Genomic DNA, 26,603 nt, shown 5'->3' on the forward strand with positions numbered 1-26,603 from the left:
TGTATCCAGTTCGGGAAGTCCTGCATATAGTAGGGAAGCGCCTAGTACTCTTAATAGGCAATTACTAAATGAATAAGGGAAGGGGATTGTGTGGAAAAATCATCGACAAATCACAAAAACTTCATAGATGAAAACAGTAAAGATAAACAGTTGGAACAATTCAGAGTGAATAATGAAGGTACAAGAATGACAACAAATCAAGCGCTGAAAGTTTCGAACGACGAAGAATCATTGAAAGCTGGTGTTCGTGGTCCAACACTAATGGAGGACTTTCATTTTCGTGAAAAAATGACCCATTTTGACAATGAAAGGATTCCAGAGCGGGTTGTACACGCCAGAGGATATGCTGCACACGGGTTTTTCGAATTATATGAATCAATGAAGGAATTTACAAAAGCAGGATTTCTACAGGAGCCCGGAACGAAAACCCCTGTTTTTACGAGATTCTCAAATGTCGTAGGAAGCAAAGGATCTGCGGATACAGTAAGGGACGTGCGAGGATTCGCCGTTAAGTTCTATACGGAAGAAGGAAACTATGATCTTGTAGGCAACAATATTCCCGTCTTTTTCATCCAAGATGGAATGAAGTTCCCTGATATTATCCATGCGATCCAACCCGAACCACATAACGAGATGCCGCAAGCTGCCTCTGCCCACGATACGTTTTGGGATTTCATAGCCAACAATCAAGAATCGGCGCATATGGTCATGTGGCTGATGTCAGATCGTGCGATTCCCCGGAGTTGGCGAATGATGGAAGGCTTCGGCGTTCACACATTCCGTTTTGTCAATGCAGAAGGAAAAGCCCATTTTGTGAAGTTTCACTGGAAACCTATCCTTGGTGTACATTCGCTTGTATGGGATGAAGCACAGAAAATTTCAGGAAAAGATCCAGACTTCCACCGACGGGATTTATGGGAATCAATTGAACATGGCAATTTTGCAGAGTATGAACTTGGTGTACAGATGATTGATGAAAAAGATGAATTTATGTTCGATTTCGATATACTAGATGCTACGAAACTTTGGCCGGAAGAAATCGTGCCTGTTAAAATATTGGGCAAGATGACACTTAATCGAAATGTTGACAACGTCTTCGCGGAAACGGAGCAAGTAGCCTTCCACCCGGGGAATGTCGTACCTGGAATTGATTTCACAAATGACCCACTTCTACAAGGTAGATTATTTTCTTATTTAGATACACAACTCATTCGCCTCGGAGGGCCGAATTTCACTGAAATTCCAATCAACCGTGCTGTCTGTCCATTCCATAATAATCAGCGAAATGGCTATAGCCGGCAGAGAATTGATGTTGGTCAAGTAAGTTACCATAAAAACTCGCTTGCGGATAATACGCCGTCGACCTCTACTGCGAAAGAGGGCGGATTCGTCCATTACGCAGAAAAAGTAGAAGGCCGTATCATTCAAGCACGTAGCGATTCCTTCAAAGATTTCTTTTCTCAGGCAAGGCTATTTTGGAACAGTATGTCGCCACCAGAGAAGCAGCATATTACTGATGCTTTCATCTTCGAACTTGGAAAAGTGAATAGCAAAAGTGTAAGACAGCAAGTCGCTGATATGTTGGTTAATATAGATAAAGAACTGGCAGTCCGAGTCGCAGACGGTATAGGGGTGGACCGCCCAACGGGTGAACAAGTGAATGTCAATGCATCTTCGCCGGCACTCAGTCAGGAAAATACGATTAGAGTCCCGTATACATTAAAAGTCGGTGTGCTGATCGGTAACGATTTTAATGGCGCTGAAGTAAAAAAAGTCGTCAAGACGTTAAGGAAATATGGTGTCACAGTGGACATTATCGGTGAAAAACTGGGTAAAGTGAGAGGTGCAGATGGTCTGTCTGTAATCGTGAATGGAACCTTCTTAACGATGGATCCCGTATTATTTGATGCTTTGTACGTCGTCGGAGGTACAGCTGAAAATCAGGCGAAATTTGATTATGATATCGAGTATTTCATAGACGAGGCATTCAAACATTACAAACCGATCGGGATTGCGTCGTCGGGCGTACCTTTCTTTGAAGCGTCAAACGCAAAAGCAGGACCCGGTATCGTGTTTGCTAGTGACAATCCCGATTTTGACACTGATTTTGTAAAAGCGATAGCGCAACAACGATTTTGGAACAGAGCAATTTATAATTGAATAGCAGGCATCCAGAGCCGTTCCGACATGCAAGACGGAGCGGTTTTACTTTGTTTATTTTATGGTCTATCTTTATCTAAGATACTTGCGTTTTTAGTACTCGTCTAATTAGTCTGAACTCATGTATACTAGTTTACAAAGTAGGAAAGGGAGGGTCAGTTGTGATAAAAGCGATTATTTTTGATTTGGATGATACATTGTTATGGGATAAGAAAAGTGTAGAAACTGCATTCAGGAAAACATGTGAACACGCGGCTCAAGTACATAATCTTAATCCAGTTGAGCTTGAAGAAGCTGTAAGAATGGAGGCAAGAATGCTTTACGAATCCTATGATACCTATGAATTTACACAGAAGATTGGCATTAACCCATTCGAAGGCCTTTGGGGAACATTTGAGGATGAAGGAGATTTCTTCATAAAGATGAAAGAAATTGTTCCCAGCTATCGTAAGGAAGCATGGACAAATGGACTTCAGCGAATCGGCATTAATGATGCTGACCTTGGCCGCACGTTAGCAGAATTATTCCCACAGGAACGGAGAAAGCATCCCTATCTATATGAAGAAACGTTCAAAGTGCTGGACTGTCTGAAAGATAAATATAAACTCGTTCTATTAACGAATGGTTCACCAAGTTTACAATACACGAAACTTGAAATTACATCTGAACTTGTCCCTTACTTTGACTCAATTGTTATTTCGGGAGCATTCGGAATAGGGAAGCCAGACGCATCCATATTTCAACATGTCCTAACTGAAAGCGGCGTGACTGCAGATGAAGCAATGATGGTAGGCGACAATCTAATGACGGATATCTTAGGGGCATCACGTGTAGGAATGCGTTCTGTCTGGATTAATCGGGAGAATAAACTGATGAGTGAAGAAGTTGTACCGACTTATGAAATCAATCATTTAGAAAAAATATATACTATCCTTGAAGAGTTGAACAAGAAACAGGCTGTTCAATAAGTAATTCGTTTAATTTGAAATATGGGGAATTGAGAGGACAAACTACTTGAGTCAATTTATAAAAGAACAATAAGCCTTGAAATCTGAACGAGGTTGATTTACGCTTCAGGCGGACGCTCTCCGCGGGCTTGACTTCAGCCTCCTCGTCGCTTCGCTTCTGCGGGGTCTTCAGCTCAAGCTATTCCCGCTGGAGTCGCCGCCTTCCGCTACAATCAACGAGATTAGCACTTTATTTCTACGAACAATAGAATAAGTAATCCTATAAAATTTCGCGTTTTTATTGGAAAAGGTATTAATGAAATTGACTCACTTAAGTTGAAATAAAGATATCCCCTATAAATTGAGCGAAGGCGCCTTTAAGGGGTAGCGAATTCAATGGAGTTCTTTATTTAAACATGCACAGTTGATTTTTTCTTTTATCACTTCTGCACTATAACTTCCGGGTATCATTTAGTAATCCAATATTTATAGTTTTATTATCTCTGAGCGTTACTAGCACAATTTTGATAGCCTAAAACTTTATTTTTGCTCAAGCGCTATCAATCTATACTAAACCTTTTAAAAAATAAGCCTTGTAAATTTTAATATTAATAATTGCGAATAAAAATGACTTATCAACAGGATAAGTCATTTTTCAAGTGCGCCCAGCATGGGCGTAGTCTATAGGGTGCAAGTCCCGAACTGTGAAGGCAGAAGTAACAGTTAGCTTAACGCAAGGGTGTCCATGGCGACGTGGAATCTGAAGGAAGCGAGCGGCAAACCTCCGGTCTGAGGAACACGAACTTCATATAAGGCTGTGTATGATTGGGTGAGTTTGCTTAACAAAACAAAGCCCTTTCTGCCGAAGGTCATATGCAGTAAATGAAGCAGATAGGTGGAGGGAAAGACTACGTTCTTACCTGGGGAGGTCTGATTGAAACGCCGAGTACACTTGGTAACCTACTCAGTGATGGGTAGCTGAACAATCAGAAGTCAGCAGAAGCCATAGTACCATTCGAACTCGAGCAGAATGGGAAGGGCTGAACAATTAAGAGAGAACAACATCTTGGCATTCAGTAACCTGCGAAGAACACAGATAACCGATAAGGCATGCTTGAAGGAGGAAGTGGTGAATCCCATGGGGGACTTCGAGATGGTGGAGCAGAGCTGGCATAAGAAGAAGCGTTGTTCACGGAAAGAGGCGTAACCAATGTTGATGGAACGAATACTGTCGCGTGAAAATCTGCTTTCTGCCCTGAAACGGGTAGAACGCAATAAAGGGAGCCATGGTGTAGATGAAATGCCCGTACAAAACCTACGAAAGCACATCTTGGAACACTGGGAATCCATGAAAATGGAACTTCTTGAGGGTACTTATAAGCCGCAACCTGTCCGCAGGGTCGAAATCCCGAAACCTGACGGTGGCGTGCGGTTATTAGGTATCCCTACCGTGACGGATCGTCTCATTCAGCAAGCCATTGCCCAAGTATTAACTACTTTGTATGATCCAACGTTTTCAGAACATAGCTATGGATTTCGACCAAAGCGAAGCGCCCACGGCGCAATAAGGAAAGCGAAAGGATATATGCAGGAAGGTAATCGGTGGGTAATCGATATAGACTTGGAGAAATTCTTTGACAAAGTGAACCATGACAGGTTAATGGGAACACTTTCGAAACGAATCGAAGACAAACGTCTGCTTAAGCTAATCCGTAACTATTTGAAATCAGGAATTATGATAAATGGTATCGTGACAACCAATGAGGAAGGTACGCCGCAAGGTGGCCCACTCAGTCCATTACTTTCCAATATTGTCCTTGATGATCTAGACAAAGAATTGGAGGAAAGAGGACATAAATTTGTCCGATACGCTGACGACTGCAACATCTATGTGAAAACAAAGAAAGCAGGAAATCGAGTCATGGGTTCTGTCACTTCGTTTATTGAAGGAAGGCTTAAGTTGAAAGTTAACCTGAATAAATCTGCGGTAGACCGCCCTTGGAAGAGGAAGTTTCTTGGATTCAGCTTTACTTTACATAAAGAACCAAAGGTTCGGATTGCCAAAGAAAGTATGAAACGGATGAAGAATAAAATCCGAGAGATAACCTCTAGGAAGAAACCCTATCCGATGGATTATCGAATCAAGAAACTAAATCAATACCTTATGGGGTGGTGCGGTTATTTTGCATTGGCGGATACGCCAAGCGTTTTCAGAGCTTTCGATTCATGGATTAGAAGAAGACTTCGAATGTGTATGTGGAAAAACTGGAAGAAACCAAGTACGAAGGTGAGGAAGCTCATTGGATTAGGTGCGCCGAAAGATAAGGCATACGAATGGGGTAACTCGCGTAAAAGTTACTGGAGAATTTCTAAAAGTCCTGTATTACATAGAACCCTCGGAAACTCCTATTGGAGTTCCCAAGGGCTCAAAAGTCTACTATCACGTTACGAAATTTTGCGTCATCAATCTTAATTGAACCGCCGTATACCGAACGGTATGTACGGTGGTGTGAGAGGTCGGGAGTTAATCACTCCCTCCTACTCGATTTTTCAGTTCGGTTAATTATTATTTCCAATGATCTTTTGGCTTCATTTCTAACAATCGGTTGATTATCATTTCTTTCGATGTCCATAAGCGTTTGAATAACATTAATGGTGTTAAAACTTTCAAAAGCCCTAACCAATTTCCATCGAGTAATATCATCTTTGTAATTAGTCTTTAAACAAAGTAGAAGTACATCAATAATTTGATTGTCAGAATGTATTTTGTTGTAAAAACACATAAAGCCTATTGCATCAATGACTTCTCTAATTGCAAGAGTATTATCTGTCTTTAGTACATCCAATAAAACTGGTAGAATTTCTTTTTTCATATGAGCTAAAGTTCTAGCGATAATGTCCCTTGGCAAAGGATAACTTTTCTTATTGAAACCATTAGTAGGTAATACTTTTTGTTGATTATTGCCTATCTGGCCTAAATATTCGACCATAATCTTAGCGGATTGAACATTCCCTTTTGAAAGTGCATCACATAATTCGATTTTTGTATAAAGTTTGTTTTCTTGTGTAAGAGTTTGTAGAAACAAATGAATCAGTTCATGATTTAAATCATTTTTCTCTGATAATAACCTTATAGCGATAGTTCTTTTATAAGCTTCTTTTGATTTTATTATTTCTAATAATTCAATCTCTGAGTGATTGTTATAGTGCTGTAAATTTTCAAATGTAATCTTTCCGCGACTTTTTAACTGAGAATCTGAACTTTTCATTTATACCTCCATATATCAATAGGTAAACACTGATAATCTAAGGCTGTTGTATGTGATACAGCCCTTTGACACGCTCTACACCATTCGATTTAATTCGATAATGTCCCAATCCTTTGTTTTGAGCATAGGTAGAAAAAGCCCTCCGAGCATCGGTACAAAGTGTGTTGTCCGATGCTAATTTAGAACCAATAGCCTTATCGAACTGGTTTTTCACAATTCTACTTTTATTAATTCTTTTATCGTCATTTTAAATAATTGGAACTAGTGTTCTTTTTTTATATTATAGAACAGTAATTTTGTTTAATCAAATATCAACATAGTTCTTTAACAAAGCCGAAAAGTAAAATGGATAGGGTCATCAGATGGTATCTGATGACCCTATCCATTTGTTTAATGACTAAAATATTAAACGCAATTAGATCTGTGCTTACAAGTCAATCGCAATAACATCAAAGATATCTTCAAGCTCTTTCATGCGTTCAACGTTAACCTTCTCAACATGATTATCAACTGACAGCATCATGATTGCATTGCCGCCGACAGTTGACCGACCCACTTGCATCGTTGCGATGTTGATGTTTTCGATTGCCAGTAATGTTCCAACTCGCCCAATTGCACCCGGTTGGTCTTTATGTTTAATGAATAGTAAGTGGCCGTCAGGCGTGACATCGACAAGATTATCGTCGACCTTTACAATACGAGCACCTAGACCGTTGAGCAATGTTCCTGCAACGCGTCTAAACCCATTTGTAGTGGACACTTCCACCGTTACTAAATTTGAAAAGCCTTTAGATGTAGAGGTTTTATGCTCATTGATCTTTATACCGATACGGTCTGCCAAAAACTTCGCATTGACATCATTCACATGTGTGCCGAGGTTACGTTTCAATAGCCCTTTCAAGGTGTTGCGAGTCAATGGACGGACATCCGATTCTGCAAGTTGCCCTGAATAGTAAATGTTTACTTCTTCGATAACACCTTCTGCCAAATGGGACAGGAACACGCCCAACTTTTCCACTAGGTCAAAGAAAGGTTCCACTTTCGCTAATGCTTCTTTTGAAACAGAAGGGAGATTAACTGGATTTTGCACAGCGCCGCCGTTTAAGAAGGTGACAACATCGCGGCTAACATCGATTGCAACGCTTTCTTGCGCTTCAATCGTACTTGCACCCAAGTGTGGAGTCGCGATGACTTCGGGAAGAGTCAACAGTTTATGCCCGACAAATGGTTCTGTTTCAAACACGTCTAGTGCAGCTCCTGCAACTTTCTTGGATACAATTGCCTCATACAATGCATCTTCATCGATAATACCGCCGCGCGCACAGTTGATAATTTGAACGCCGTCCTTCATCAAGTCGAACGCCTCTTTATTGATCATATGCTTTGTTTCTTTTAGAAGTGGGGTATGGACGGTAATAAAATCTGCCGCTTTCAATACATCATCAACAGAACCGGCGGTAATACCCATTTTCTTCGCTTTCTCTTCAGTTAGGAAAGGGTCATACGCAATTACATTCATTCGCTGTCCTTTTGCTCTTGCAGCAACTTCTGCCCCGATTCGCCCTAGTCCTACCACACCAAGGGTTTTGTTTTTCAACTCAACGCCAATGAATGATTTACGGTCCCATTGTTGGTTTTTCAAAGAATTGAATGCCTGTGGAATTTTCCGTGCAAGAGCCATAAGCATAGCGATTGTATGTTCAGCAGCGGAGTTCGTATTGCCGTCCGGAGCATTGACGACGATAATACCATGTTCAGTCGCTGCATCCAAATCGATATTATCAACACCTACACCCGCGCGTCCAATAATCTTCAACTTCGTTGCTTTTTCAATGATTTCACGCGTCACTTGTGTTTGACTGCGAACGAGCAGGGCGTCATAGTCTTTGATCCTTTCAGCTAATTGTTCTGGTGAAGAATCTGTTTCAACAACGATGTTCAAACCTTCAGCTTGTCTTAACGGGAAAATACCATCCTCACTTAACGGATCGCTGATTAATATATTAAAAGTCATTTAGACCAACACTCCTTCGTTTAAGTAGACTTGCTGTGCAGCAGCAGTACCTTTACCTAATTCAATCTCTTTGCCGATTTTGAGCAAGCCGATTTCCATCGCACTAATTGTTTGAAGAACATCCGCCGGTGAACAGTACCCCATATGACCAATGCGGAATATCTTACCGCTCAAATGCTGTTGCCCGCCTGCTACAATTAAACCGAATTCTTGCTTAATCACTTTCCTGAAAGCTTCCGCATCGAAGTCTTCCGGTTTTACGGCAGTGACGGTAGGGGAGGCATCTTTGTCACTTGTTAATAAAGGGATTCCTAAAGCCCGAAAAGCAGCGCGCGTCATGTTCATCATTAATGTATGACGTGCATTCACTTGCTCGATGCCTTCGTTCTCGATAAGCTGAAGTACCTGTTCCAAGCCAAATAACAGAGATAACGCAGGCGTAAAAGGAGTTGTATCTTTTAACAAATTGTCGCGGTATCTAACTAAATCTAGATAGTAGCGTGGCTGTGGATTGTTCTCGATAATTGTCCATGCGCGTTCACTTGCTGCAATAAATGCGAGTCCCGCAGGTAGCATGAATGCTTTTTGAGAACCTGTTACTAAGACGTCGATTCCCCAATCATCCATTTTAGTCTCAACACCGCCGATACAGGAAACGCCATCTACGATGAGTAAGGCTTCTGACACTTCACGGACCGCGTGTGCCAGCTCCTTAACAGGATTCAATACGCCCGTTGATGTCTCGCAATATGTAGAAAATACAGCTTTGATTTCAGGATGATTTTGTAAAAAGCGTTTAATCTGCAATGGATCCAGTGCTTGTCCCCATTCGACATCTATGCTATGAACCTTGATATTGTAAGCTTCACAAATCGTTGTAAAACGCTCGCCGAAGGCACCTGTTACAACGACCAAAACTTCATCGCCAGGATTCACAATATTGACTACGGCAGCTTCCAAACCAGCTGTTCCGCTGCCTGTTAAAATAACAACATCTTGTGTCGTACCGAAACTTCGTTGCAGACCCGGCGCGATATTTCTAAGCATATTCGATGTCTCTTGTCCGCGGTGGCCGATCATTGGTTGACTCATGGCCCGTTGTACACTTGGCGGTATCGGGCTTGGACCTGGAATACGGAGTAGCATTTGATCTTGTAACATCTTCATTCTCCTCTCGATTTTAAAAAATAAAAAAAGCCTTCCGCCCCTTACAAATAAATGTAAGGGGCGAAAAGCTGAAATACTCACGCGGTACCACCCTTTTTACTGTCAAAAAAGATAGACAGTCTTGGTTAGCATGCTTAACGGGCATGTGTCGGATAAACCTACTAAAAGTTTCAGTTTATCTATTCCAGAGTGCTACTTTACTGCGAAATCACTGATTTGCACCACCCATCAGCTCTCTTGAGATTTCGATAAATAAAGTGTGTCTCCATCAAAATAGTTAGATTCGTTATGGAATTAGAACTAATCATAACAAATGAAAAACGAATGTCAAGTATATTTTTAGTGGAAATCAGGTTTTTCGGAGTCCAATTGGTAGAAGAATCTAGGGAGGAACGTTATCCTTTCTTATGAGAACAAAATAAGGAGGATTAGATTTGGCTAGTGATAAAATAAAGAAATTCAACTCAATTCCATTTTCAGTTTTAGACCTATCACCCATAAATGAAGGCAGCAACGCAGGAGAATCTTTTAAAAATAGTGCGAATTTGGCACAGCATGTTGAAAAATTAGGATTCAACCGCTACTGGCTAGCTGAACATCATAATATGCCGGGCATTGGAAGTTCAGCAACTTCAGTACTAATCGGTCATATTGCTGGAGCAACAAAACGGATTCGTGTAGGATCGGGCGGTATCATGTTACCGAATCATGCACCTCTTGTTATCGCTGAGCAGTTTGGAACACTCGAATCAATTTATCCGGGAAGAATCGATTTGGGATTAGGCCGTGCACCCGGATCGGATCAAGCAACAGCCTATGCACTACGCCGCACATTGCAAAGCAGCGGAGATGATTTTCCGGAACAGTTAGCTGAATTACAAGCCTATTTTGAACCGAACAGTTCTGCTCGTGTTCGCGCCTTTCCCGGTGAAGGACTCGATATTCCAATCTGGCTCCTTGGTTCGAGCGGTTTCAGTGCACAACTGGCGGCACAGAAAGGGTTGCCATTTTCCTTTGCAAGTCATTTTGCGCCTGCCTATACTTTGCCTGCCATGCAGCTGTATCATCAAAACTTTAAGCCTTCCAAATATCTTAAAGAGCCGTATGCAATGCTAGGTATCAATGTCATCGCAGCGGAGACGGATGAAAAAGCACAATGGTTGGCAACTTCCCAACAATTGCAATTCCTCGGCATAACTACAGGCATGCCTTCTCAGTTAAAGCCACCTGTCGATAATATGGATGAAATTTGGTCGTCGCATCAACGGGCATCTATTGAGAAAACACTCGATCCACGAACAACAATTGTCGGTAGCCCTGAAACGGTCAAACGGAAGCTCGAAAGTTTTATTCAAGAAACCAAAACAAATGAACTGATTATCAATTCTCAAATTTTTAATCAGGAAGACCGTTTGCGTTCTTATGAAATAATTGCAGAAATGATGGATTGAATAGATTGAAAACCATAACCTGGAAAACGGGTTGTGGTTTTTTTATATGTATAGTTTAAATTCAGAAGAGTCATTCAAATCAATTGAATGTATGGTAAAATATAGCTGATAGAGGTTTATTTAGGGGGAGTTATAGTGAGCAATATGACAAAGATTGAAACAGTTATCGAAAATTTTCATGGAACAGATGTTGTAGATCCATATCGCTGGCTTGAAAATTCGGACGTTGAAGAAGTGAAAAATTGGGTAGACGATCAAAATGAAAAGACTAAAAACTATTTAGCAACGTACCCGGAACGGGAAATAGTAAAAGAGAAATTAAGGAAGTCCTGGAATTACCCAAAGTATTCTGTACCGCAAAAAGAAGGCAACTATATTTATTTTCATAAAAATGATGGATTGCAAAATCAGGCTGTTTTCTATCGGACGCAAGACTTGAAGTCTACTGATTTAGAAGTCATTATTGATCCGAATACGTTGAATGAAGAAGGGACCGCTGCGATTACGAATCTTGCGTTTACGAAAGATGGGGACCGCCTGGCTTACGGTGTTTCCTTCAACGGAAGTGACTGGCAGGAAATACGGATTCGTAATTTGCAGACAGGCAAGGATGAGTCCGAGGTTATCAAATGGTGCAAGTTCAGTAGCATTGCATGGAATGAGGAAGGAAGCGGGTTTTATTATAATCGATTCCCTGAACCGGGTACTGTAGATCCTGAAGAGGAGAGTAACTATAACCGTGTGTATTGGCATACTGTCGGCACGGTCCAAGAGGAAGATGTCCTAATCTATGAAGACGCTACGGACAAAGAGTTATCCTTCAATCCGATAATGTCTGATGATTATCGTTATTTGATATTATCAGTATGGAAAGGAACAGAAAATAAAAGTCGTATTTACTATCGTGATGAACAATCTGAAGCGGGATTCGTTCATTTATTGGCAGATGATGATGGTGAATATTCATTTATAGGAAATGAAGGGAAGCTCTTTTATTTCACGACAAATTATGGGGCCTCGAAGGAAAAAATTATTGCTGTTCATTTGGATAGACCAGGGAAAGAACATTGGATTGATATTATTCCAGAACAGGAAGATGTTCTTTCATTCGCAAAAATCTTTAACAAACAGTTTGTCGTTTGCTATTTGCATAATGCTCATTATAAGTTGAGTATGTATGATTTGGAAGGACAGTTTCAAAAAGAAGTGTCACTCCCAGATTACATTTCGATTTCTGAATTGACTGGCAAGAAAACCGCGTCTACGATGTTTATTGGCTATACCTCATACTTAGTGCCGGTAACCATCGCACACTATGATTTTGAAAAAGATGAACTGGAAACTGTATTTAATTCATCGGAGTTATTTGAAACGGCAGGATATGAGACTACTCAAGTATTTTATCCATCAAAAGACGGAACGCGTATTCCAATGTTCCTGACACACCGGAAAGGGTTGGAATTGACAAGAGAAAATCCTGTTCTTTTGTATGGCTATGGCGGTTTTAATGTCAGCTTGACTCCAGCATTTTCTCCATCACAACGCATGTGGATTGAAGCTGGCGGTGTGTATGCGGTTGCGAATTTGCGTGGCGGTGGGGAATTCGGCGAAGAATGGTACAAAGCGGGGACTTTAGGACACAAGCAGAATGTCTTTGACGACTTTATTGCGGCGGCAGAGTGGCTGATCAAACAAAACTATACGAACAGCAAGAAACTTGCCATTATGGGCGGAAGTAATGGCGGATTGCTCGTCGCGACATGCGTTACCCAGCGGCCTGATCTATACGGGGCGGCACTTTGCCTCGTTCCTGTCACTGATATGCTGCGCTATCATAAATTTACGGTCGGGCGCTATTGGGTGACCGATTACGGAAATGCTGAAACAAACAAGGAACATTTCGAGTTCATGTACAAGTATTCGCCGCTTCATAATGTCAAAAAAGGGGTCGAATATCCACCGACACTTGTGACGACAGCTGATACGGATGACCGTGTGGTTCCATGGCACGCGATGAAATTTGCTGCGACGTTACAGGCGGAACAACAAGGAAATAATCCAATCCTTCTGCGGGTGGAAAAGAATGCCGGACACGGACTGGGTAAACCGACTGTGAAAATCATTGAAGAACAGACGGATATGTATTCGTTCTTGTTTAAAACATTGGGAGTTGAAGTTTAACTTGGAATAGCACCGATCTAATTGTAGCGGGTTCTTTTGATGGGGACGAAAAAACTGAAAGGAAAGATCATAGACCTATTCGCAAGAGCGGATAGGTCCCATTTTGGTTAGGGGATAGCTATTCCGGTGAATTAGTACAATGAACGAATTTTGAGCGTTGATAGGAGAGTATTAAAAATGGGAATAAGAAATTCGGCAAAAGCAATTGTAGTTAAAGAGGGAAAGTTATTAACGATAAAAATGCATGAAAATGGTGGAACGTATTATATTCTTCCAGGTGGTGGTCAAGAACATGGTGAAAATCTTCATCAAGCATTAGAAAGAGAGTGCAAAGAAGAGTTAGGTGCGGAAGTTGAAATTAGAGAGTTGCTATTTGTACGTGAATACATTGGAAAAAATCATGAACTAGCTGCCTATCATTCTCATGCACATCAAACTGAATTTATGTTTATATGTAATGTCAATCAAGATCTATTTAATAACGGAACGAGTCCAGACGAGGGTCAAATAGGGACAGAATGGTTACCGATTAACGAGTTGTTGGAATATGAATTATTTCCCAGAGCTTTACGAACTCATATAATTTCTTATTTTGAAAGTGGAAAGGCTGCAACTTATGTCGGTGATATTAATTAAATCCTTCCAAGTATTTCATGTGAGAAAATAGCTAATCAACAGCAGTGCTTGAAGAAGGGATGGTAAAAAATAGGATTTAGTGGGTGTTAGCAAGTTTGAGAATAATCAAAGGAAGTGTTAATCATCGAAGCAAATAATGAAATTTTGAAATTGAATAAGGAAAGTTGGGAGAAATCAGCAGAACGTTTTTTTGGAAGAACGGCTCTTCCAGAATATGGACCCTTTTCTGCTAATGAAGAACATCTAAACTTATTTGGTGATATTTCAAACCAAAAGGTATTAGATATAGGGTGTGGTAGTGGGCATTCATTACAATACATGGGTGACCGTGGAGCAAAGGAACTATGGGGTTTAGACCTAACAACAAAACAAATAGAAACAGCTACTAAATTGTTGTCAAATCAACAAGTCAACGTATCATTATTCGAGTCTCCAATGGAGGAAAACCCAGGATTACCAAACTGTTACTTTGATATTGCTTATTCAATTTATGCATTAGGATGGACAGTTGATTTACAGCGTACATTGTCAAATATCCATAACTATTTAAAACCAGGCGGTATTTTTATATTTAGTTGGGAACATCCTATTCACGATCGTTTGACTTATGAACAGTCATCGTTTACTTTCAATAAATCTTATACTACAGAAGGACCAGAATACAACGAAGCATGGCATAATGATGTTGTAATATTTCATCGGAAATTAAGTACATATATAAATACGCTAATTGAAGCCGGTTTCACAATTGAAAAGATAGTAGATGATGTCGTGATACCTGATAACAGCATTTCAGATAATCCCACGGGATGGTACACAACTCAAAAAGCTCAATTAGTGCCTGCAACATTTATAATAAAAGTAACGAAAAATGGATAAGGAAATTAGTTAGGTTTAGATAAAGAATCCCATTAAAATGGCTTTGAAATCAGTGAAAAGCATCGGTGATCACACCCATGCTTTTCACTGATTTCATTTTTGCTTATCTTGTCGTTCCCAAAGTCTAAGCGAAGGATATGGATCGAAAGCCCATTCTGTCCGCCCGTTATATTTGTACATTCCATAGTGCAGATGGGGAGGGAATCGGCCCGATGTTCCTTCTTTTCCATACCCTGAGCTGCCAACTGAACCGATGATGGTTCTTGGTTCAACGATATCGCCTTCTTTGATATCTTTATTAAAATAGGCTAAATGGGCAAAATAGTGGTACGTATTATGCGTATCGCGAATACCCACCCGCCAACCTCCAAATTCATTCCATCCCATTATTTCAATTACTCCGTAAGATGTGGCTCGAACGGGAGTGCCATACCCTGCGAATAAATCGGTCCCTTCATGAATCCTTCTGCCACCCCATCCTCTACTTGCACCCCATGTTCCTTTATAACTATAATTGTAATTCGTTGGAACAGGAAAGGCATGTTCGTCCAAGTCCAATGTTTCGAAGTGTTTATACAGTTTTGCAATCGTCATAATTTGTGTAACCGTTTCTTCGCGCTTATAGTAATCCAATAAAGCTAATTTGAAATCTTCTTCAGCCTGTCCGTATTCGCTTAAATAAGTTGCAATGGTGTAAAGGATATCTTCTGGGTTATTTGAATCAGCAAAACCATCGTCATTGCCATCAAGTCCATACCCGCCAAAGTAGGCAATCGATTCGGCAGATGTATCCTGTTTATTGGGATTAAGAGCACCCACCCAATAATCCGGTAAAAACTGAATAGCGACGGGACCATCTTTCTTTGGTATGTCAGTTCGAACCTGTTGGATATTGCGTTCAAACTGATCAACGGCGGCTAAATGATACCATGGGACAGTTACGTTCTCAAACTGTAAATAATAATGCATTCGTTCATCTAAAATCTTTTCTTTAGTTGGCTCCTCTTTTGCTGACACTACACCCAAGAACAGCAGTGATAACGCGATTACATATGTCGGTAAAATAACCCAGTGACGCACAAAAAAACCTCCTTTTAATACGTCTAGATAGAATTCCCCAAATGGATTGATTCATAATTGAACTAGTTCTAAAAACAATTCTGAGTTGTTTCCAATTTGACTTGGTGACTGTCACCTTTAAGTACACAATTGAGTATATAAATTGCTTTTCTACACATAATACTTTTGAAATGCATAAAAAATGTGAAGAAAAGAGGAGATTGAATTTGGGCATATTAAATGGAAACCCGAAAGATGAACCATTACATTACGGGGAAGTTATAGGAGCATGGGCATTCATTGGTGCGAATAACGGATTAATCAGTGCTTATGAGGCATTTGTCAATCATGCAGGTGACAAGGATCTCATCGAACTTTTGGAAGAGGCAGTAAAAATGATGCAATCGGAAAACAAACAACTTGAAAAAGTTTTAAAAGAGAATGGATTAGCATTGCCACCGTCATTACCGGAACGCCCTAAAGCGAAAGCGGAGGATATACCTGTCGGCGCGCGTTTTATGGATCCGGAAATCAGTGGAGCCGTTTCAATTAATGTCGGACAAGGCCTTGTGTCATGCAGTGAAGTAATGGGACAATGTCTGCGGGAAGATGTTGCAATGATGTTTAGTAAATTCCATGCAGATAGAATGCTGTTTGGCTTTAAATTACTGAATTTGAACAAAGCAAAAGGTTGGATTATACCGCCGCCGCTTCATAAAAACTCCCCAAGTTAATAAAGAAGTGAAAAGGATCTTGTCATTAAGCTGACAGGGTCCTTTTCATATTGCGCAATGGAAACCTCATATGGTAAGCTAATCCATAAAAAATTAAAGAGAGTTGATTCGACATCAAATTGACTTGGTGACAGGTACCCAATACTTTTTCGCGGTTAGTAGCTAGGAAATTAACTGAAGATATGAAATAGTGGTTCCGGTAATGATACAATTAAATCGTATCCATTAACTAAAAATAGGAGTGATTACAAATGGAAAAACTACAATCAATGGAACAATTTGAGAAGCTAAAAAACGAGGAGCGAACAATTTTTATGTTCTCCGCAGATTGGTGTCCGGACTGCCGGGTGATTGAGCCGATTTTACCTGGAATCGAAGCAGATTATCCAGAATATCATTTCTACTATGTAGATCGAGATGAATTTATCGATTTGTGTGGAGAGCTTTCTATTTTTGGAATTCCAAGTTTTATAGCGTTCCATAGCGGTGTTGAAGCGGGTCGTTTTGTAAGCAAGGACCGTAAAACACAGGCTGAGATTGAAGAATTTATTAACAGTTTATCCCGCATTGACGGGTAGTGAGGTCCCCACTTCACGTCTTCAACGAAACAAGAAGAGTTAGCGGGGGATAAGCTGCCCGTATAAGCCCGGATGGTTCAACTAACAATCAGTGGGGGAATAGGAAAACGCCCACTGATTGAGTTTCACTTTATCTGCTTGAGGATAGGGGGCAATGCGATGACCTATGATGCCATTGTTGTGGGTGCCGGTTTAGCAGGATTGGTGGCAACAGCAGAAATTACAAATGAGGGAAAAAAGGTTCTTCTGCTTGACCAAGAACCGGAGGCTTCTCTTGGCGGGCAGGCTTGGTGGTCTTTTGGTGGATTATTTCTGGTTGATTCACCGGAACAACGGAGGTTAGGTATTAGAGATTCGCACGAACTTGCTTGGCAGGACTGGCAGGGGACTGCTGGTTTTGATCGTGATGAGGATGAAGATTACTGGGGAAAGAAGTGGGCTGAAGCCTATGTCAAGTTCGCGGCAGGCGAGAAAAGAGAATGGCTGCACGCGCAAGGAGTCCGATTCTTCCCCGTTGTCGGCTGGGCGGAACGCGGCGGGCATCTAGCTGAAGGGCCTGGTAATTCGGTCCCCCGCTTTCATATTGTTTGGGGGACAGGGCCCGGAATTGTCAAACCTTTTGAGGATAAAATGAGGATTGCGCTGGAGAAAGGGTTAGTTGACTATCTTCCACGCCACCGTGTCGATGAATTGATTACTGAAAATGGGGCGGTTACGGGAGCACGTGGTGCTGTACTTGTACCTAGCTCTGCGGCCCGCGGTGAAGCGAGTTCACGGGAAGTCATCGGTGACTTTGAGTTTTATGCGAAAGCAGTATTGGTAACGAGCGGGGGTATGGGAGCAAACCTTGAGCTGATCCGGAAAAACTGGCCATCCCGTTTAGGGGAACCCCCGAAAGATATGATTTCGGGGGTCCCTGCACATGTGGATGGTCGGATGCTTGCAATTACGGAGCAAGCCGGCGGCCGAATCGTCAACAGAGACCGAATGTGGCACTATACGGAAGGTGTGAAAAATTGGAATCCGATCTGGGCAAATCACGGAATCCGTATACTTCCAGGCCCTTCCTCACTTTGGTTGGACGCCAAGGGACAACGGTTGCCATCCCCGAATTTTCCGGGATTCGATACATTAGGTACACTAGAGGCATTACGGGCAACCGGCTATGATTATTCATGGTTCATTTTGACACAGTCGATTATCGAAAAAGAATTTGCGTTATCCGGATCTGAGCAAAATCCGGATTTAACAGGAAAAAGTATTAGAATGGTGCTGCAAAGGGCTCTACCGGGGCCGACTGCTCCCGTCAAAGCCTTCATGGACAATGGCGAAGATTTTGTTGTAGCCAATACATTATCAGAGCTTGTCGCTGGAATGAATGAAATAACGGGTGATAATTTAGTGAAGCTAGCCGATATCGAACGGCAGGTCATTGCGAGAGATCGGGAAATGGATAATAAGTTTACGAAGGATCTACAAATTGCGGCCTTACGTGGAGCACGCCAATATATTGGGGATAAGTTAATAAGAGTTGCGTCTCCTCATAAGCTACTTAATCCGAAAAAAGGGCCGTTAATAGCAGTGCGGTTACACATTGTTAGTCGAAAGACGCTTGGCGGTTTGCAAACTAACTTAGAAGGACGGGTTCTCGACGTGATTGGAAATCCGATACCGGGACTATATGCGGCGGGTGAAGTGGCCGGATTTGGCGGAGGCGGAGTCCATGGCTATCGCTCGTTGGAAGGGACATTTCTTGGAGGCTGTATTTTTTCCGGAAGACAAGCGGGAAGGGCATGCGCGGACTATACGCGTGAATGAAAACTGATGAGTAAGTTCAAGGGGGATTTGTTGATGAAACCAGTTATTGGAATTACGGCAGATGTGGAGATAAACGATAAGTACTTCCTTAATAGCGAATATGTCCGTGCTATCATCCGTGCAGGTGGTTTGCCGTTGATTGTTCCAGTCGGGATTGAGAAGGATGTAGATCAATTGATCGGAATACTTGACGGTCTCTTATTATCCGGGGGAAATGATATTAATCCGATGTTGTTTAATGAAGAGCCTCATGCATATCTCGGAGAAGTCTCACCGAGCAGAGATTCTATCGAGCTTGAACTTGCACGCCGAATGTTAAAAACAGGAAAACCGATACTAGGTATTTGCAGGGGGCTTCAAGTATTGAATGTCGCAGTTGGAGGTTCTGTGTATCAAGATTTGCATAAACAAAACGAAGGTCCGATTCTTCAGCACATGCAAAAAGCACCTAATACACATTCTTCACATTATGTTCAAGTAGAAAAAGGAAGTTTACTTGAAACGCTTGCAGGGAGTGAACGCATTCAAGTGAATTCGTACCACCATCAATCGTTGAAAGTCGTACCGCCAGTTTTCGCAGTTACGGGTGTGGCGAACGATGGAATTATAGAGGCAATTGAAGGTACTGACCAACAATTCGTATTAGGAGTCCAATGGCATCCTGAGCTACTGTCGGTCAAAGGGGATGCGGCCTCCCTGCGTATATTTGAAGGTTTCATCCGCGCTTGTGCTAATTAAGGAAAATAACTAGAAGACAACGTTATCCTAGAAGTAACCACTATTTCGGTGAAAGTCATCAAAATTTACTGGAACGTTTAAAACGCAGAGTGAAAAGTAGACAACACTTCATCAAGTTCGGAACATTTTCGGCAAACTATGCAACAGACAGATGGATGTAAATTATGTTTATCAGAAAGATGACAACACAATCTAGAGTATGATGGAATAAAAAAGCCGGGTCATCTGCTCAACTATTTCGAGCCAAATAATTCATCATTTTCTCTGGGTGGTCTGTAAAAATTGCGGTGACACCGATTTTTCTTAGTGTTGCTGCATATTTTTCTTCATTGACTGTGAAGACTCGAACGACTGCGTCCTCCTCTACTACTTTTCTCATTGATGAACGGACTGCGGAAGGCAATGAGATATGGAGTGCATCTGCAGGTATATTACCCAGATAATCGAGCGGATCGACTAATACTTCCATGAACAAAGCGGCGGTTTCGATGTGAGGCGCGATTTTTTTCACCGCCCGAATTGCTCCGTGATCAAATGATGAGATGACGACCCGTGTATCGAGTTTTAACTGCTGAACCATTTCAACAACTTTCTCCGGCATTCCCTCATAAGGGAAAATATCCGATTTTAGTTCGATATTCAAATGGTGGGAAGTCTTAGAAAAAACGTCAAGGACTTCACGTAGCGTCGGAATCAATTCACCTTGGCACTTATTAGAAAACCAGCTACCAAAATCAAAAGTCCTTAATTCAGCAAACGTCATATCTTTCACAAATCCCATACCATCCGAAGTTCTATCGATTGTTTCATCATGAATGACAACGAGTTCACCGTCTTTAGTTAAATGAACATCAAATTCTACACCGTAAATGGGAAGACGGGAAGCTTCGTAAAAGGCAGCAATCGTGTTTTCCGGATGTGTGCCCGATGAACCCCTGTGTGCGTAAATATCCAATTCATAACCACCTTCTTTTTTCTGTATTGTAATATGAACTTTACAACAAGGCAATTTTATAACTAGGAAAAAATGAAATTGGAAAAGGGATGCTCCCATTTGAGGAGCATCCCTTTATTTTTCAGGTAACACTATACTTTTGAACTTAATTTTTCATCCCGATTATTCGGGGAATAATTTCCATAGAAAGGATAAGCTTTCAGTGCCGCGGTCATTGTTCCACTGGGTGCTTTCTAACTTAAGCAACGTAAACCCTACCTACTTTTACGTCCTTGCGACCCTTTAGCCGCGCCAGTGTGAATAAGTATTCTCAAAAACAGTACGTAGAATGCCAGATATTCAAATCTTAAGCATTACCTTATTGTTAACAAGAATCATCTTATCATAAGAATAGGGAAGCGTCAAGGGATAATATATCTTATTGCCATTCATTCATTTGTTCTTCCTCAGCAATCACTTGCAAATCATCTGCACTAATTGTGAGGACTTGGTAATCGAAACGTTCCGCGTACTTTTCTGCTGCTTTTTTTACAAACTTCGGCGAGCCGTCATTTTCCTCATCATAGACAATGAGTATTCCATCAGAATTACGCATGAAAAACTTGTCTTTTTCGATGAATTGCCAAGGAGCTTCATAGGGCCTATTCGTTAGACTCGTATGATAATCAGCCAAGGCAATGATTGTATGATATTTTTCCTTTTTCATATCGTTCCAATTTTTCTCCTGTTCATTGAAAGGAGTGATAACAGCATATTTCAACTCAGTATATTCTTTTTTTAACTCGATGACGACGTCCGCTGCCCACGTCTCAATCCCCAGCTGACCGCTGATAATAACCCATTCCAAACCATCATCGAGCAAGGCGACAAGCCGTTTTTTCAATGCTTTTTTAATGAATCGTACTCCCGGATGCTTGTCATCGAATATACCGAGTTCATGCGGTTTGTAACCTGTGACGACCAATCGTTTTAAAATGATTACCGGCCCCTTTTGCAATATAAATAAATGCTTGTTTCACCTGATTTTAGCATGAAAGCACTCTTTACTACAGTGAGGCTTTTCAGGTTTAGCGTTGGCAAGTATTTACATGCCAGACTCAACGCTCCGGCTGCCACATGAAAGGCGCTTGCGTTGATTTATATTAGCATTTACTACATCAACTCATAATTTTTTTGTTTACTCAATAAAAAGAGATGAAAAAACTTCCAATGACTAAAAAAACTTTCTTTGCACATATTAGTTTGGACGGAGGTGAATATCCATGACAAACGATAAAAATAGAAACCAGAACGACAACAAGAACAGGAATCAAAACAACAACCAAGATCGTACAGAGTTCGGGACTGATTTTGATGTCAATCAGCTTAAGGAACGAAACACGGACAAAGAGCGTAAGAATAATGATAATAATGCCCGCAAAAACCGTTTCTAAAAAAGATGCAGGTTTAGTTATTGGAGATCATCTGACGACAGAAGCGTTATGCTTCTGTCGGTTTTTCTAAAGTAAAGCTCTTTTGGAAGTTATTTACGCCTAGAGAAAAAATGAATAACGATAAGTTATTTGGTTAGAATGAGTTCTGTAAGGTTATTTACTATTCCGAAGTAGCTCAGCGGTAGAGCAATCGGCTGTTAACCGATCGGTCGTAGGTTCGATTCCTACCTCCGGAGTCTATACTTTTTAACAAACCTCTTCTCAATCGAGTAGAGGTTTTTCTATGCGTACGTAATTTTAAAAACGTACTAAGAATCAGATAGTGTGACAGGTATACATGGTGCTGGACGTGCCATTTTGGGGAAACTGGCGCTCAATAATGAGAGAGGTGTAATTCGGGGTGTGGATTTCAGATCGCTTGGCGCTTTGGGGATGCCTTTCGCCGTAAGCCTGGATTAGCGCTTCGCATCCAGTCTTACGGCTTCGGCTACCCCTTTGCCGCGCCTTCGCTCAGTTTATACACCGGATTCAATAGTTCAACATATAGAATTAGAGTCAAGAAAGACACACTCCAAGTTGTAGGCCTCATCCCTGGAAAAGAAATGCGCTTTCTCAAAAAGATCATCCAGCGAAGGCGCGACTTCGTGGTAGCCGGAGCGATAAGACTGAAAGTGATCTTCTTTCTGGCTTATCGCGGGAGGCATCCACAAAGCGCCGAAGCGGTATTAGCAGGAATTCTAATTCATTCCTCATGTATTGGGACATTCGTTGATCACATTCGCTTGATTTATTTCGTATTAACGGGCAGTAAAACGCCACCTGATTAAGTTTCACTTTTTGGCACTCCAGGTTGTAGGTCTCATCCCCGAAAACGAAATGCGCTATCTCACATAGACCATCCAGCGAAGGCGCGTCTTCGTGGTAGCCGGAGCGATAAGACTGAAAGTGCTCTTCTTTCTGGCTTATCGCGGGAGGCATCCACAAAGCGCCGAAGCGGTATTAGCAGGAATTCTGATTCAATCCATTTTAAATCGCCTATGCCGTATCATTTGTTCAACATATATAGTGAAGAGATAACTCTAATGATCCTTACTCTAGAATGGAAACATTTTGTATGACAAATTTACTTTTTGGTAAAGTTGGTATCCGAATAGGGTCTACAGAAAAATCCTGATTACTTGGTACGTCGTACTTCAGTTCATTGACAAGGAAATGTAAGCTTGCTTTCATTATTTTAACAGTTGCTTCTTCTCCTGGACAACGATGCCCGGTTTTTGGGTCACCTCCGCCTTGCGGTACAAAATCAAAAAGATCTTTTTTTCTATCTTTGAAGCGTTCCGGTCGAAATTCATATGGTGTTTCCCAAAGTTCGGGATTGTGATTCACACCATGTAAATCAATTAAAACCGTTGTTCCTTTCTTGAAATGAAATCCGTTCCATTCAAAATCATAACGGACCATCGCGCCCAGAAAAGGGGTAAACGGATAATAGCGGCGGACTTCCTGAACAAACATTTCCGAGAACTCGGCATCGCCTTCTTTAAGTTTCTCTTTGTACATTGGATAATCATGTAGAGCAAGTGCGCCGAACGTAATAAATCTGGCAACAGCGACTACCGGTCGGAGTATATTAATGAGTTCTACTGCGGCTATCTGTGTATTGAGTTGGCGACCGGCTTCATCGCGGTGTGTAGCAATCGTGTGGATTGCGGTATCTTCCTTTGCTTCCATAGCGCCATCACGAAATTTCTCGATGATTGTGCTAATCCATGATTCTGTACGCTCTCTCGCCATTTTTCCCTCTTGATAGCGCGGTCCTACGCCTCCGATTGCATCAATCATCGCTCCAAGGTCATACGCACGGCTTTGCACTTCTGGTTCTTTCAATGGAACGCCTGCCCATAAGCAAGCAACGCGGCAAAGAATTTCTTCCGTTTCATCAAAGAGAACCACATTTTCCTGTCCTGTCCACTGTTGAGCCTTCAATCTCCATTGTTCTGTCGTAATAGCAGTAAGTCGGTTCAACGCTGATTCCGTCATGAGTGATAGGAACATGAGTTTACGTATTTTATGCTTCTCACCATCCAGTGTTTGTACACCATTTTGTCCGAAAAGTGTTTTTTGAATCCGTTTCGGAACCGCGCCTTCCCGCTGAAAACGATCTGTATCATAAAATAGACGGACTGCATCTTTCCCTGTCATGCAGACCATTTTCTTACCCATCAACCGCGTTTCAAATACTTTTGATTGGAGTGCTTCAGATCTCTCTTGGATGAAAGAATACCCCTCCGTCAATAGATTGAACGTATTGTCTAACCCCTTATCAACAGGCATTTTCATGTCTATTCCCACTCCTTTTAAAAATTCATATATGATGTCTTGACATTCTAGTCATTCCCTCTTTTCCACACATTTAAAATAAAAGGGGATATTTATTCCACAAAAAAGTCTAATACCTACGGAATATGCTTAAGATGAAGATACAAAGTAGGAAGGATTGGAATCATCTATCAAATGCAGTTGTCCTATCTTTCATAAGTATTAAATATAGGAGGAATTTAGTTGGCATTAAATAGTACCCAAAAGTTAATTAAGAGTCATCTTATTTCAGGAGAAATGATACCAGGTACGGAAATTGCACTAAGGATAGATCAGACATTAACGCAAGATGCCACAGGAACGATGGTTATGTTAGAACTTGAAGCAATGGGGTTGGACACTGCAAAAACAGAAGCATCTGCTCAATATGTTGACCATAACCTTATTCAATCGGACAGCAAAAATGCAGACGACCATCTTTTTTTACAAAGTGCTTCTCAACGATTTGGTCTTTATTTCAGTCGGCCTGGAAATGGGGTAAGTCATCCTGTTCATATGCAAAGATTAGCAAAGCCGGGAAAAACGCTTCTAGGATCAGACAGTCATACTTGTGCAAATGGATGTATGGGAATGCTTGCGATGGGGGCAGGGGGACTTGACGTTGCTTTAGCGATTGCCGGTGAGCCATTTTATTTGCGGATGCCTAAGGTATGGGGAGTCAAATTAACAGGTGAACTCCAAGAATGGGTAAGTGCGAAGGATGTTATTTTAGAGTTGTTACGTAGGCATGACGTGAAAGGCGGGATTGGACGAGTAATTGAGTATTACGGTCCTGGAGTGGATACGTTAAGTGCAATGGATCGACATGTTATTGCAAACATGGGGGCAGAACTTGGGGCTACAGGCACGGTATTTCCTTCGGATGGTGAAATTAAGAGATTTTTGAAGAGACAGGACAGAGAAGATGATTGGGTTGAATTAATTGCGGATGAGGGTGCAACATATGACATTTATGAAGAAATAAATTTAGCTGAAGTAGTCCCGCTCGTTGCAAAACCGTCAAGTCCCGGAAACGTAGTCCCTGTGACTGAAATTGCCGGGACTCCTATTTATCAGTCATATATCGGTTCCTCAGCAAATCCGGGTTATGCTGATTTTGCGATAGCAGCCGAAATCGTGAAAGATAAAAAAATTGCGGACGGTGTTTCATTTGATATTAACCCGACGTCTAGGCAAATGTTGACAGACTTACTCACTGAAGGACATATTGCAAGCTTCATACAAGCAGGAGGCCGTTTGCACCAAGCTGGATGTAACGGTTGTATTGGCATGGGACAAGCACCTGCGACAGGCCGTAACAGTTTGCGAACAACACCAAGAAATTTCCCTGGGCGTTCGGGAACAGTTGAAGATAGTGTCTATCTATGCGGGCCTGAAACAGCGGCAGCATCTGTCTTATCCGGAGTAATTACAGATCCAAGAACCTTAGGTCTTCGTGCGCCAAAAGTTCGAGCGATAAAAAATCCGACAGTCGATTTGAATTTGTTGGATGCGCCCCTGCCAGTTGAAGAAGCAAGAAAAGTGATTATGCACAAAGGGCCAAACATTGCCTCCATTCCAATTATGGATGAAATGCCGGATAATCTTCAAGTGCCAATCTTGTTGAAAATGGGCGATAACATCTCCACAGATGGAATACTTGCAGGTGGATCACGTGTTTTACCTTTTCGCAGTAATCTACCTGAAATAAGTAAATTTGCGTTTGAAATGATTGATAAAACCTATTACGAGCGTGGGATGGAAAGCGTTAAGTATGGAGGTCACGCAATCATGGCCGGTTTTAACTACGGTCAAGGATCTAGCCGTGAACATGCAGCGCTAGCCCCGAGATATTTGGGGCTTCGTGTCGCTCTAGTTAAAGACTTTGCCCGGATTCATTGGCAAAACCTCGTGAACTTTGGGATTTTACCATTAACTTTCGTAAATGAATCCGATTATAACAGATTGAAACAAGGCGATATCTTGGGATTATCTAATTTGAGAAGCAAAATACAAGAAGGCAATGAATTCGACATTAAGATTGAAGGAACTGATCAATTCATTCGAGTTAAACATACGCTCACAGAACGCCAGGTTGACATCATGTTAAAAGGCGGCATGATTAACTGGGTGAAAAGCCAGCAGCAACCCATGTAATAACTTTGTATGAATTGCCATATGTCGTCCATCCTAAATGTAAACAATTCTTCAGAGGGATGAGATACC

General features: G+C 41.5%; 20 protein-coding genes, 1 tRNA gene, 1 pseudogene and 1 other annotated feature. Of the genes and pseudogenes, 14 read left to right on the forward strand and 8 right to left on the reverse strand.

What is annotated here, in order from left to right; all coding sequences use genetic code 11:
• Positions 1-90: 90 nt before the first annotated feature.
• From MKZ11_RS10900 to ltrA, 3 genes are all read left to right on the forward strand, one after another.
• The gene (locus MKZ11_RS10900; protein WP_340794468.1) at positions 91-2,160 is read left to right on the forward strand and encodes a catalase; all 2,070 of its coding nucleotides are present in this window, start codon (positions 91-93) and stop codon (positions 2,158-2,160) included.
• 161 nt (positions 2,161-2,321) lie between these two features.
• The gene (locus MKZ11_RS10905; protein ID WP_340794469.1) at positions 2,322-3,128 is read left to right on the forward strand and encodes an HAD family hydrolase; all 807 of its coding nucleotides are present in this window, start codon (positions 2,322-2,324) and stop codon (positions 3,126-3,128) included.
• A 1,189-nt stretch (positions 3,129-4,317) separates the two neighbouring features.
• Positions 4,318-5,580, forward strand: a complete 1,263-nt coding sequence (gene ltrA, locus MKZ11_RS10910) for a group II intron reverse transcriptase/maturase (RefSeq protein WP_340792415.1) — start codon at positions 4,318-4,320, stop codon at positions 5,578-5,580.
• Positions 5,581-5,635: 55 nt separating this feature from the next.
• Here the strand turns inward: ltrA and MKZ11_RS10915 are convergent, their stop codons facing one another.
• From MKZ11_RS10915 to MKZ11_RS10930, 4 genes and pseudogenes are all read right to left on the reverse strand, one after another.
• On the reverse strand, positions 5,636-6,376 hold the full coding sequence (locus tag MKZ11_RS10915) for a HEAT repeat domain-containing protein (RefSeq protein WP_340794470.1): 741 nt from the start codon (positions 6,374-6,376) through the stop codon (positions 5,636-5,638).
• A gap of 46 nt (positions 6,377-6,422) precedes the next feature.
• Positions 6,423-6,608 (reverse strand): annotated as a pseudogene (locus MKZ11_RS10920) (IS1595 family transposase); the annotation flags it as partial.
• A 195-nt stretch (positions 6,609-6,803) separates the two neighbouring features.
• Positions 6,804-8,390 carry a phosphoglycerate dehydrogenase gene (gene serA, locus MKZ11_RS10925; protein WP_340794471.1) on the reverse strand — a complete coding sequence of 529 codons (1,587 nt, stop codon included), beginning with the start codon at positions 8,388-8,390 and terminating at the stop codon, positions 6,804-6,806.
• Positions 8,391-9,551 carry a pyridoxal-phosphate-dependent aminotransferase family protein gene (locus tag MKZ11_RS10930; RefSeq protein ID WP_340794472.1) on the reverse strand — a complete coding sequence of 387 codons (1,161 nt, stop codon included), beginning with the start codon at positions 9,549-9,551 and terminating at the stop codon, positions 8,391-8,393.
• Between the two features lie 59 nt (positions 9,552-9,610).
• Positions 9,611-9,838: a binding site (T-box leader), on the reverse strand.
• 153 nt (positions 9,839-9,991) lie between these two features.
• On the opposite strand from MKZ11_RS10930, the gene MKZ11_RS10935 reads away from it, so the two are divergent.
• The 4 genes from MKZ11_RS10935 (at position 9,992) to MKZ11_RS10950 (ending at position 14,704) form a co-directional block, all read left to right on the forward strand.
• Positions 9,992-11,008, forward strand: a complete 1,017-nt coding sequence (locus tag MKZ11_RS10935; RefSeq protein ID WP_340794473.1) for an LLM class flavin-dependent oxidoreductase — start codon at positions 9,992-9,994, stop codon at positions 11,006-11,008.
• A 144-nt stretch (positions 11,009-11,152) separates the two neighbouring features.
• On the forward strand, positions 11,153-13,189 hold the full coding sequence (locus MKZ11_RS10940) for a prolyl oligopeptidase family serine peptidase (protein ID WP_340796972.1): 2,037 nt from the start codon (positions 11,153-11,155) through the stop codon (positions 13,187-13,189).
• 177 nt (positions 13,190-13,366) lie between these two features.
• Entirely contained in the window at positions 13,367-13,825 is a 459-nt protein-coding gene (locus MKZ11_RS10945) for an NUDIX domain-containing protein (RefSeq protein WP_340794474.1), read from the forward strand.
• Between the two features lie 114 nt (positions 13,826-13,939).
• The gene (locus tag MKZ11_RS10950; protein ID WP_340794475.1) at positions 13,940-14,704 is read left to right on the forward strand and encodes a class I SAM-dependent methyltransferase; all 765 of its coding nucleotides are present in this window, start codon (positions 13,940-13,942) and stop codon (positions 14,702-14,704) included.
• 93 nt (positions 14,705-14,797) lie between these two features.
• On the opposite strand, the gene MKZ11_RS10955 is transcribed toward MKZ11_RS10950, so the two are convergent.
• The gene (locus MKZ11_RS10955) at positions 14,798-15,784 is read right to left on the reverse strand and encodes a M23 family metallopeptidase (RefSeq protein WP_340794476.1); all 987 of its coding nucleotides are present in this window, start codon (positions 15,782-15,784) and stop codon (positions 14,798-14,800) included.
• A 206-nt stretch (positions 15,785-15,990) separates the two neighbouring features.
• Between MKZ11_RS10955 and MKZ11_RS10960 the strand changes: the two genes are divergently transcribed.
• The 4 genes from MKZ11_RS10960 (at position 15,991) to MKZ11_RS10975 (ending at position 19,631) form a co-directional block, all read left to right on the forward strand.
• The gene (locus MKZ11_RS10960) at positions 15,991-16,497 is read left to right on the forward strand and encodes a DUF3231 family protein (protein WP_340794477.1); all 507 of its coding nucleotides are present in this window, start codon (positions 15,991-15,993) and stop codon (positions 16,495-16,497) included.
• Positions 16,498-16,748: 251 nt separating this feature from the next.
• Complete coding sequence (locus MKZ11_RS10965; RefSeq protein WP_340794478.1) at positions 16,749-17,075, forward strand: thioredoxin family protein; 327 nt, start codon at positions 16,749-16,751, stop codon at positions 17,073-17,075.
• Between the two features lie 159 nt (positions 17,076-17,234).
• Positions 17,235-18,893 (forward strand): FAD-binding dehydrogenase, encoded by a 1,659-nt coding sequence (locus MKZ11_RS10970; RefSeq protein ID WP_340794479.1) that lies wholly within the window; start codon positions 17,235-17,237, stop codon positions 18,891-18,893.
• Positions 18,894-18,926: 33 nt separating this feature from the next.
• Positions 18,927-19,631 (forward strand): gamma-glutamyl-gamma-aminobutyrate hydrolase family protein, encoded by a 705-nt coding sequence (locus tag MKZ11_RS10975; RefSeq protein WP_340794480.1) that lies wholly within the window; start codon positions 18,927-18,929, stop codon positions 19,629-19,631.
• A 229-nt stretch (positions 19,632-19,860) separates the two neighbouring features.
• Here the strand turns inward: MKZ11_RS10975 and MKZ11_RS10980 are convergent, their stop codons facing one another.
• Together MKZ11_RS10980 and MKZ11_RS10985 are read right to left on the reverse strand one after the other, a co-directional pair.
• Positions 19,861-20,586: a glycerophosphodiester phosphodiesterase gene (locus MKZ11_RS10980; protein ID WP_340794481.1), complete on the reverse strand. Its 726-nt coding sequence runs from the start codon at positions 20,584-20,586 to the stop codon at positions 19,861-19,863.
• Positions 20,587-21,004: 418 nt separating this feature from the next.
• The gene (locus MKZ11_RS10985; protein WP_340796973.1) at positions 21,005-21,562 is read right to left on the reverse strand and encodes a DUF1273 domain-containing protein; all 558 of its coding nucleotides are present in this window, start codon (positions 21,560-21,562) and stop codon (positions 21,005-21,007) included.
• A 286-nt stretch (positions 21,563-21,848) separates the two neighbouring features.
• On the opposite strand from MKZ11_RS10985, the gene MKZ11_RS10990 reads away from it, so the two are divergent.
• Together MKZ11_RS10990 and MKZ11_RS10995 are read left to right on the forward strand one after the other, a co-directional pair.
• Positions 21,849-22,019 (forward strand): hypothetical protein, encoded by a 171-nt coding sequence (locus MKZ11_RS10990; protein ID WP_340794482.1) that lies wholly within the window; start codon positions 21,849-21,851, stop codon positions 22,017-22,019.
• A gap of 164 nt (positions 22,020-22,183) precedes the next feature.
• Positions 22,184-22,255, forward strand: a tRNA-Asn gene (locus MKZ11_RS10995).
• Between the two features lie 853 nt (positions 22,256-23,108).
• Here MKZ11_RS10995 and MKZ11_RS11000 read toward each other — a convergent pair.
• Complete coding sequence (locus MKZ11_RS11000) at positions 23,109-24,365, reverse strand: cytochrome P450 (RefSeq protein WP_340796974.1); 1,257 nt, start codon at positions 24,363-24,365, stop codon at positions 23,109-23,111.
• A gap of 216 nt (positions 24,366-24,581) precedes the next feature.
• On the opposite strand from MKZ11_RS11000, the gene MKZ11_RS11005 reads away from it, so the two are divergent.
• Positions 24,582-26,534, forward strand: coding sequence for an aconitate hydratase (locus MKZ11_RS11005; RefSeq protein WP_340794483.1), 1,953 nt, complete (start codon positions 24,582-24,584; stop codon positions 26,532-26,534).
• The last annotated feature ends 69 nt before the right edge of the window (positions 26,535-26,603 follow it).

It is taken from the genome of Sporosarcina sp. FSL K6-1508, assembly GCF_038007465.1.
GTDB classification, from domain to species: Bacteria; Bacillota; Bacilli; order Bacillales_A; family Planococcaceae; genus Sporosarcina; species Sporosarcina psychrophila_B.

What these genes read in the sequence shown, in the direction of transcription:
- serA (WP_340794471.1), bottom strand. Translation starts at nt 8,390, where the DNA reads ATGACTTTTAATATATTAATCAGCGATCCGTTAAGTGAGGATGGTATT.
- MKZ11_RS10965 (WP_340794478.1), top strand. Translation starts at nt 16,749, where the DNA reads ATGGAAAAACTACAATCAATGGAACAATTTGAGAAGCTAAAAAACGAG.
- MKZ11_RS10940 (WP_340796972.1), top strand. Translation starts at nt 11,153, where the DNA reads ATGACAAAGATTGAAACAGTTATCGAAAATTTTCATGGAACAGATGTT.
- ltrA (WP_340792415.1), top strand. Translation starts at nt 4,318, where the DNA reads ATGTTGATGGAACGAATACTGTCGCGTGAAAATCTGCTTTCTGCCCTG.
- MKZ11_RS10990 (WP_340794482.1), top strand. Translation starts at nt 21,849, where the DNA reads ATGACAAACGATAAAAATAGAAACCAGAACGACAACAAGAACAGGAAT.
- MKZ11_RS10930 (WP_340794472.1), bottom strand. Translation starts at nt 9,551, where the DNA reads ATGTTACAAGATCAAATGCTACTCCGTATTCCAGGTCCAAGCCCGATA.
- MKZ11_RS10915 (WP_340794470.1), bottom strand. Translation starts at nt 6,376, where the DNA reads ATGAAAAGTTCAGATTCTCAGTTAAAAAGTCGCGGAAAGATTACATTT.
- MKZ11_RS10970 (WP_340794479.1), top strand. Translation starts at nt 17,235, where the DNA reads ATGACCTATGATGCCATTGTTGTGGGTGCCGGTTTAGCAGGATTGGTG.
- MKZ11_RS10975 (WP_340794480.1), top strand. Translation starts at nt 18,927, where the DNA reads ATGAAACCAGTTATTGGAATTACGGCAGATGTGGAGATAAACGATAAG.
- MKZ11_RS10945 (WP_340794474.1), top strand. Translation starts at nt 13,367, where the DNA reads ATGGGAATAAGAAATTCGGCAAAAGCAATTGTAGTTAAAGAGGGAAAG.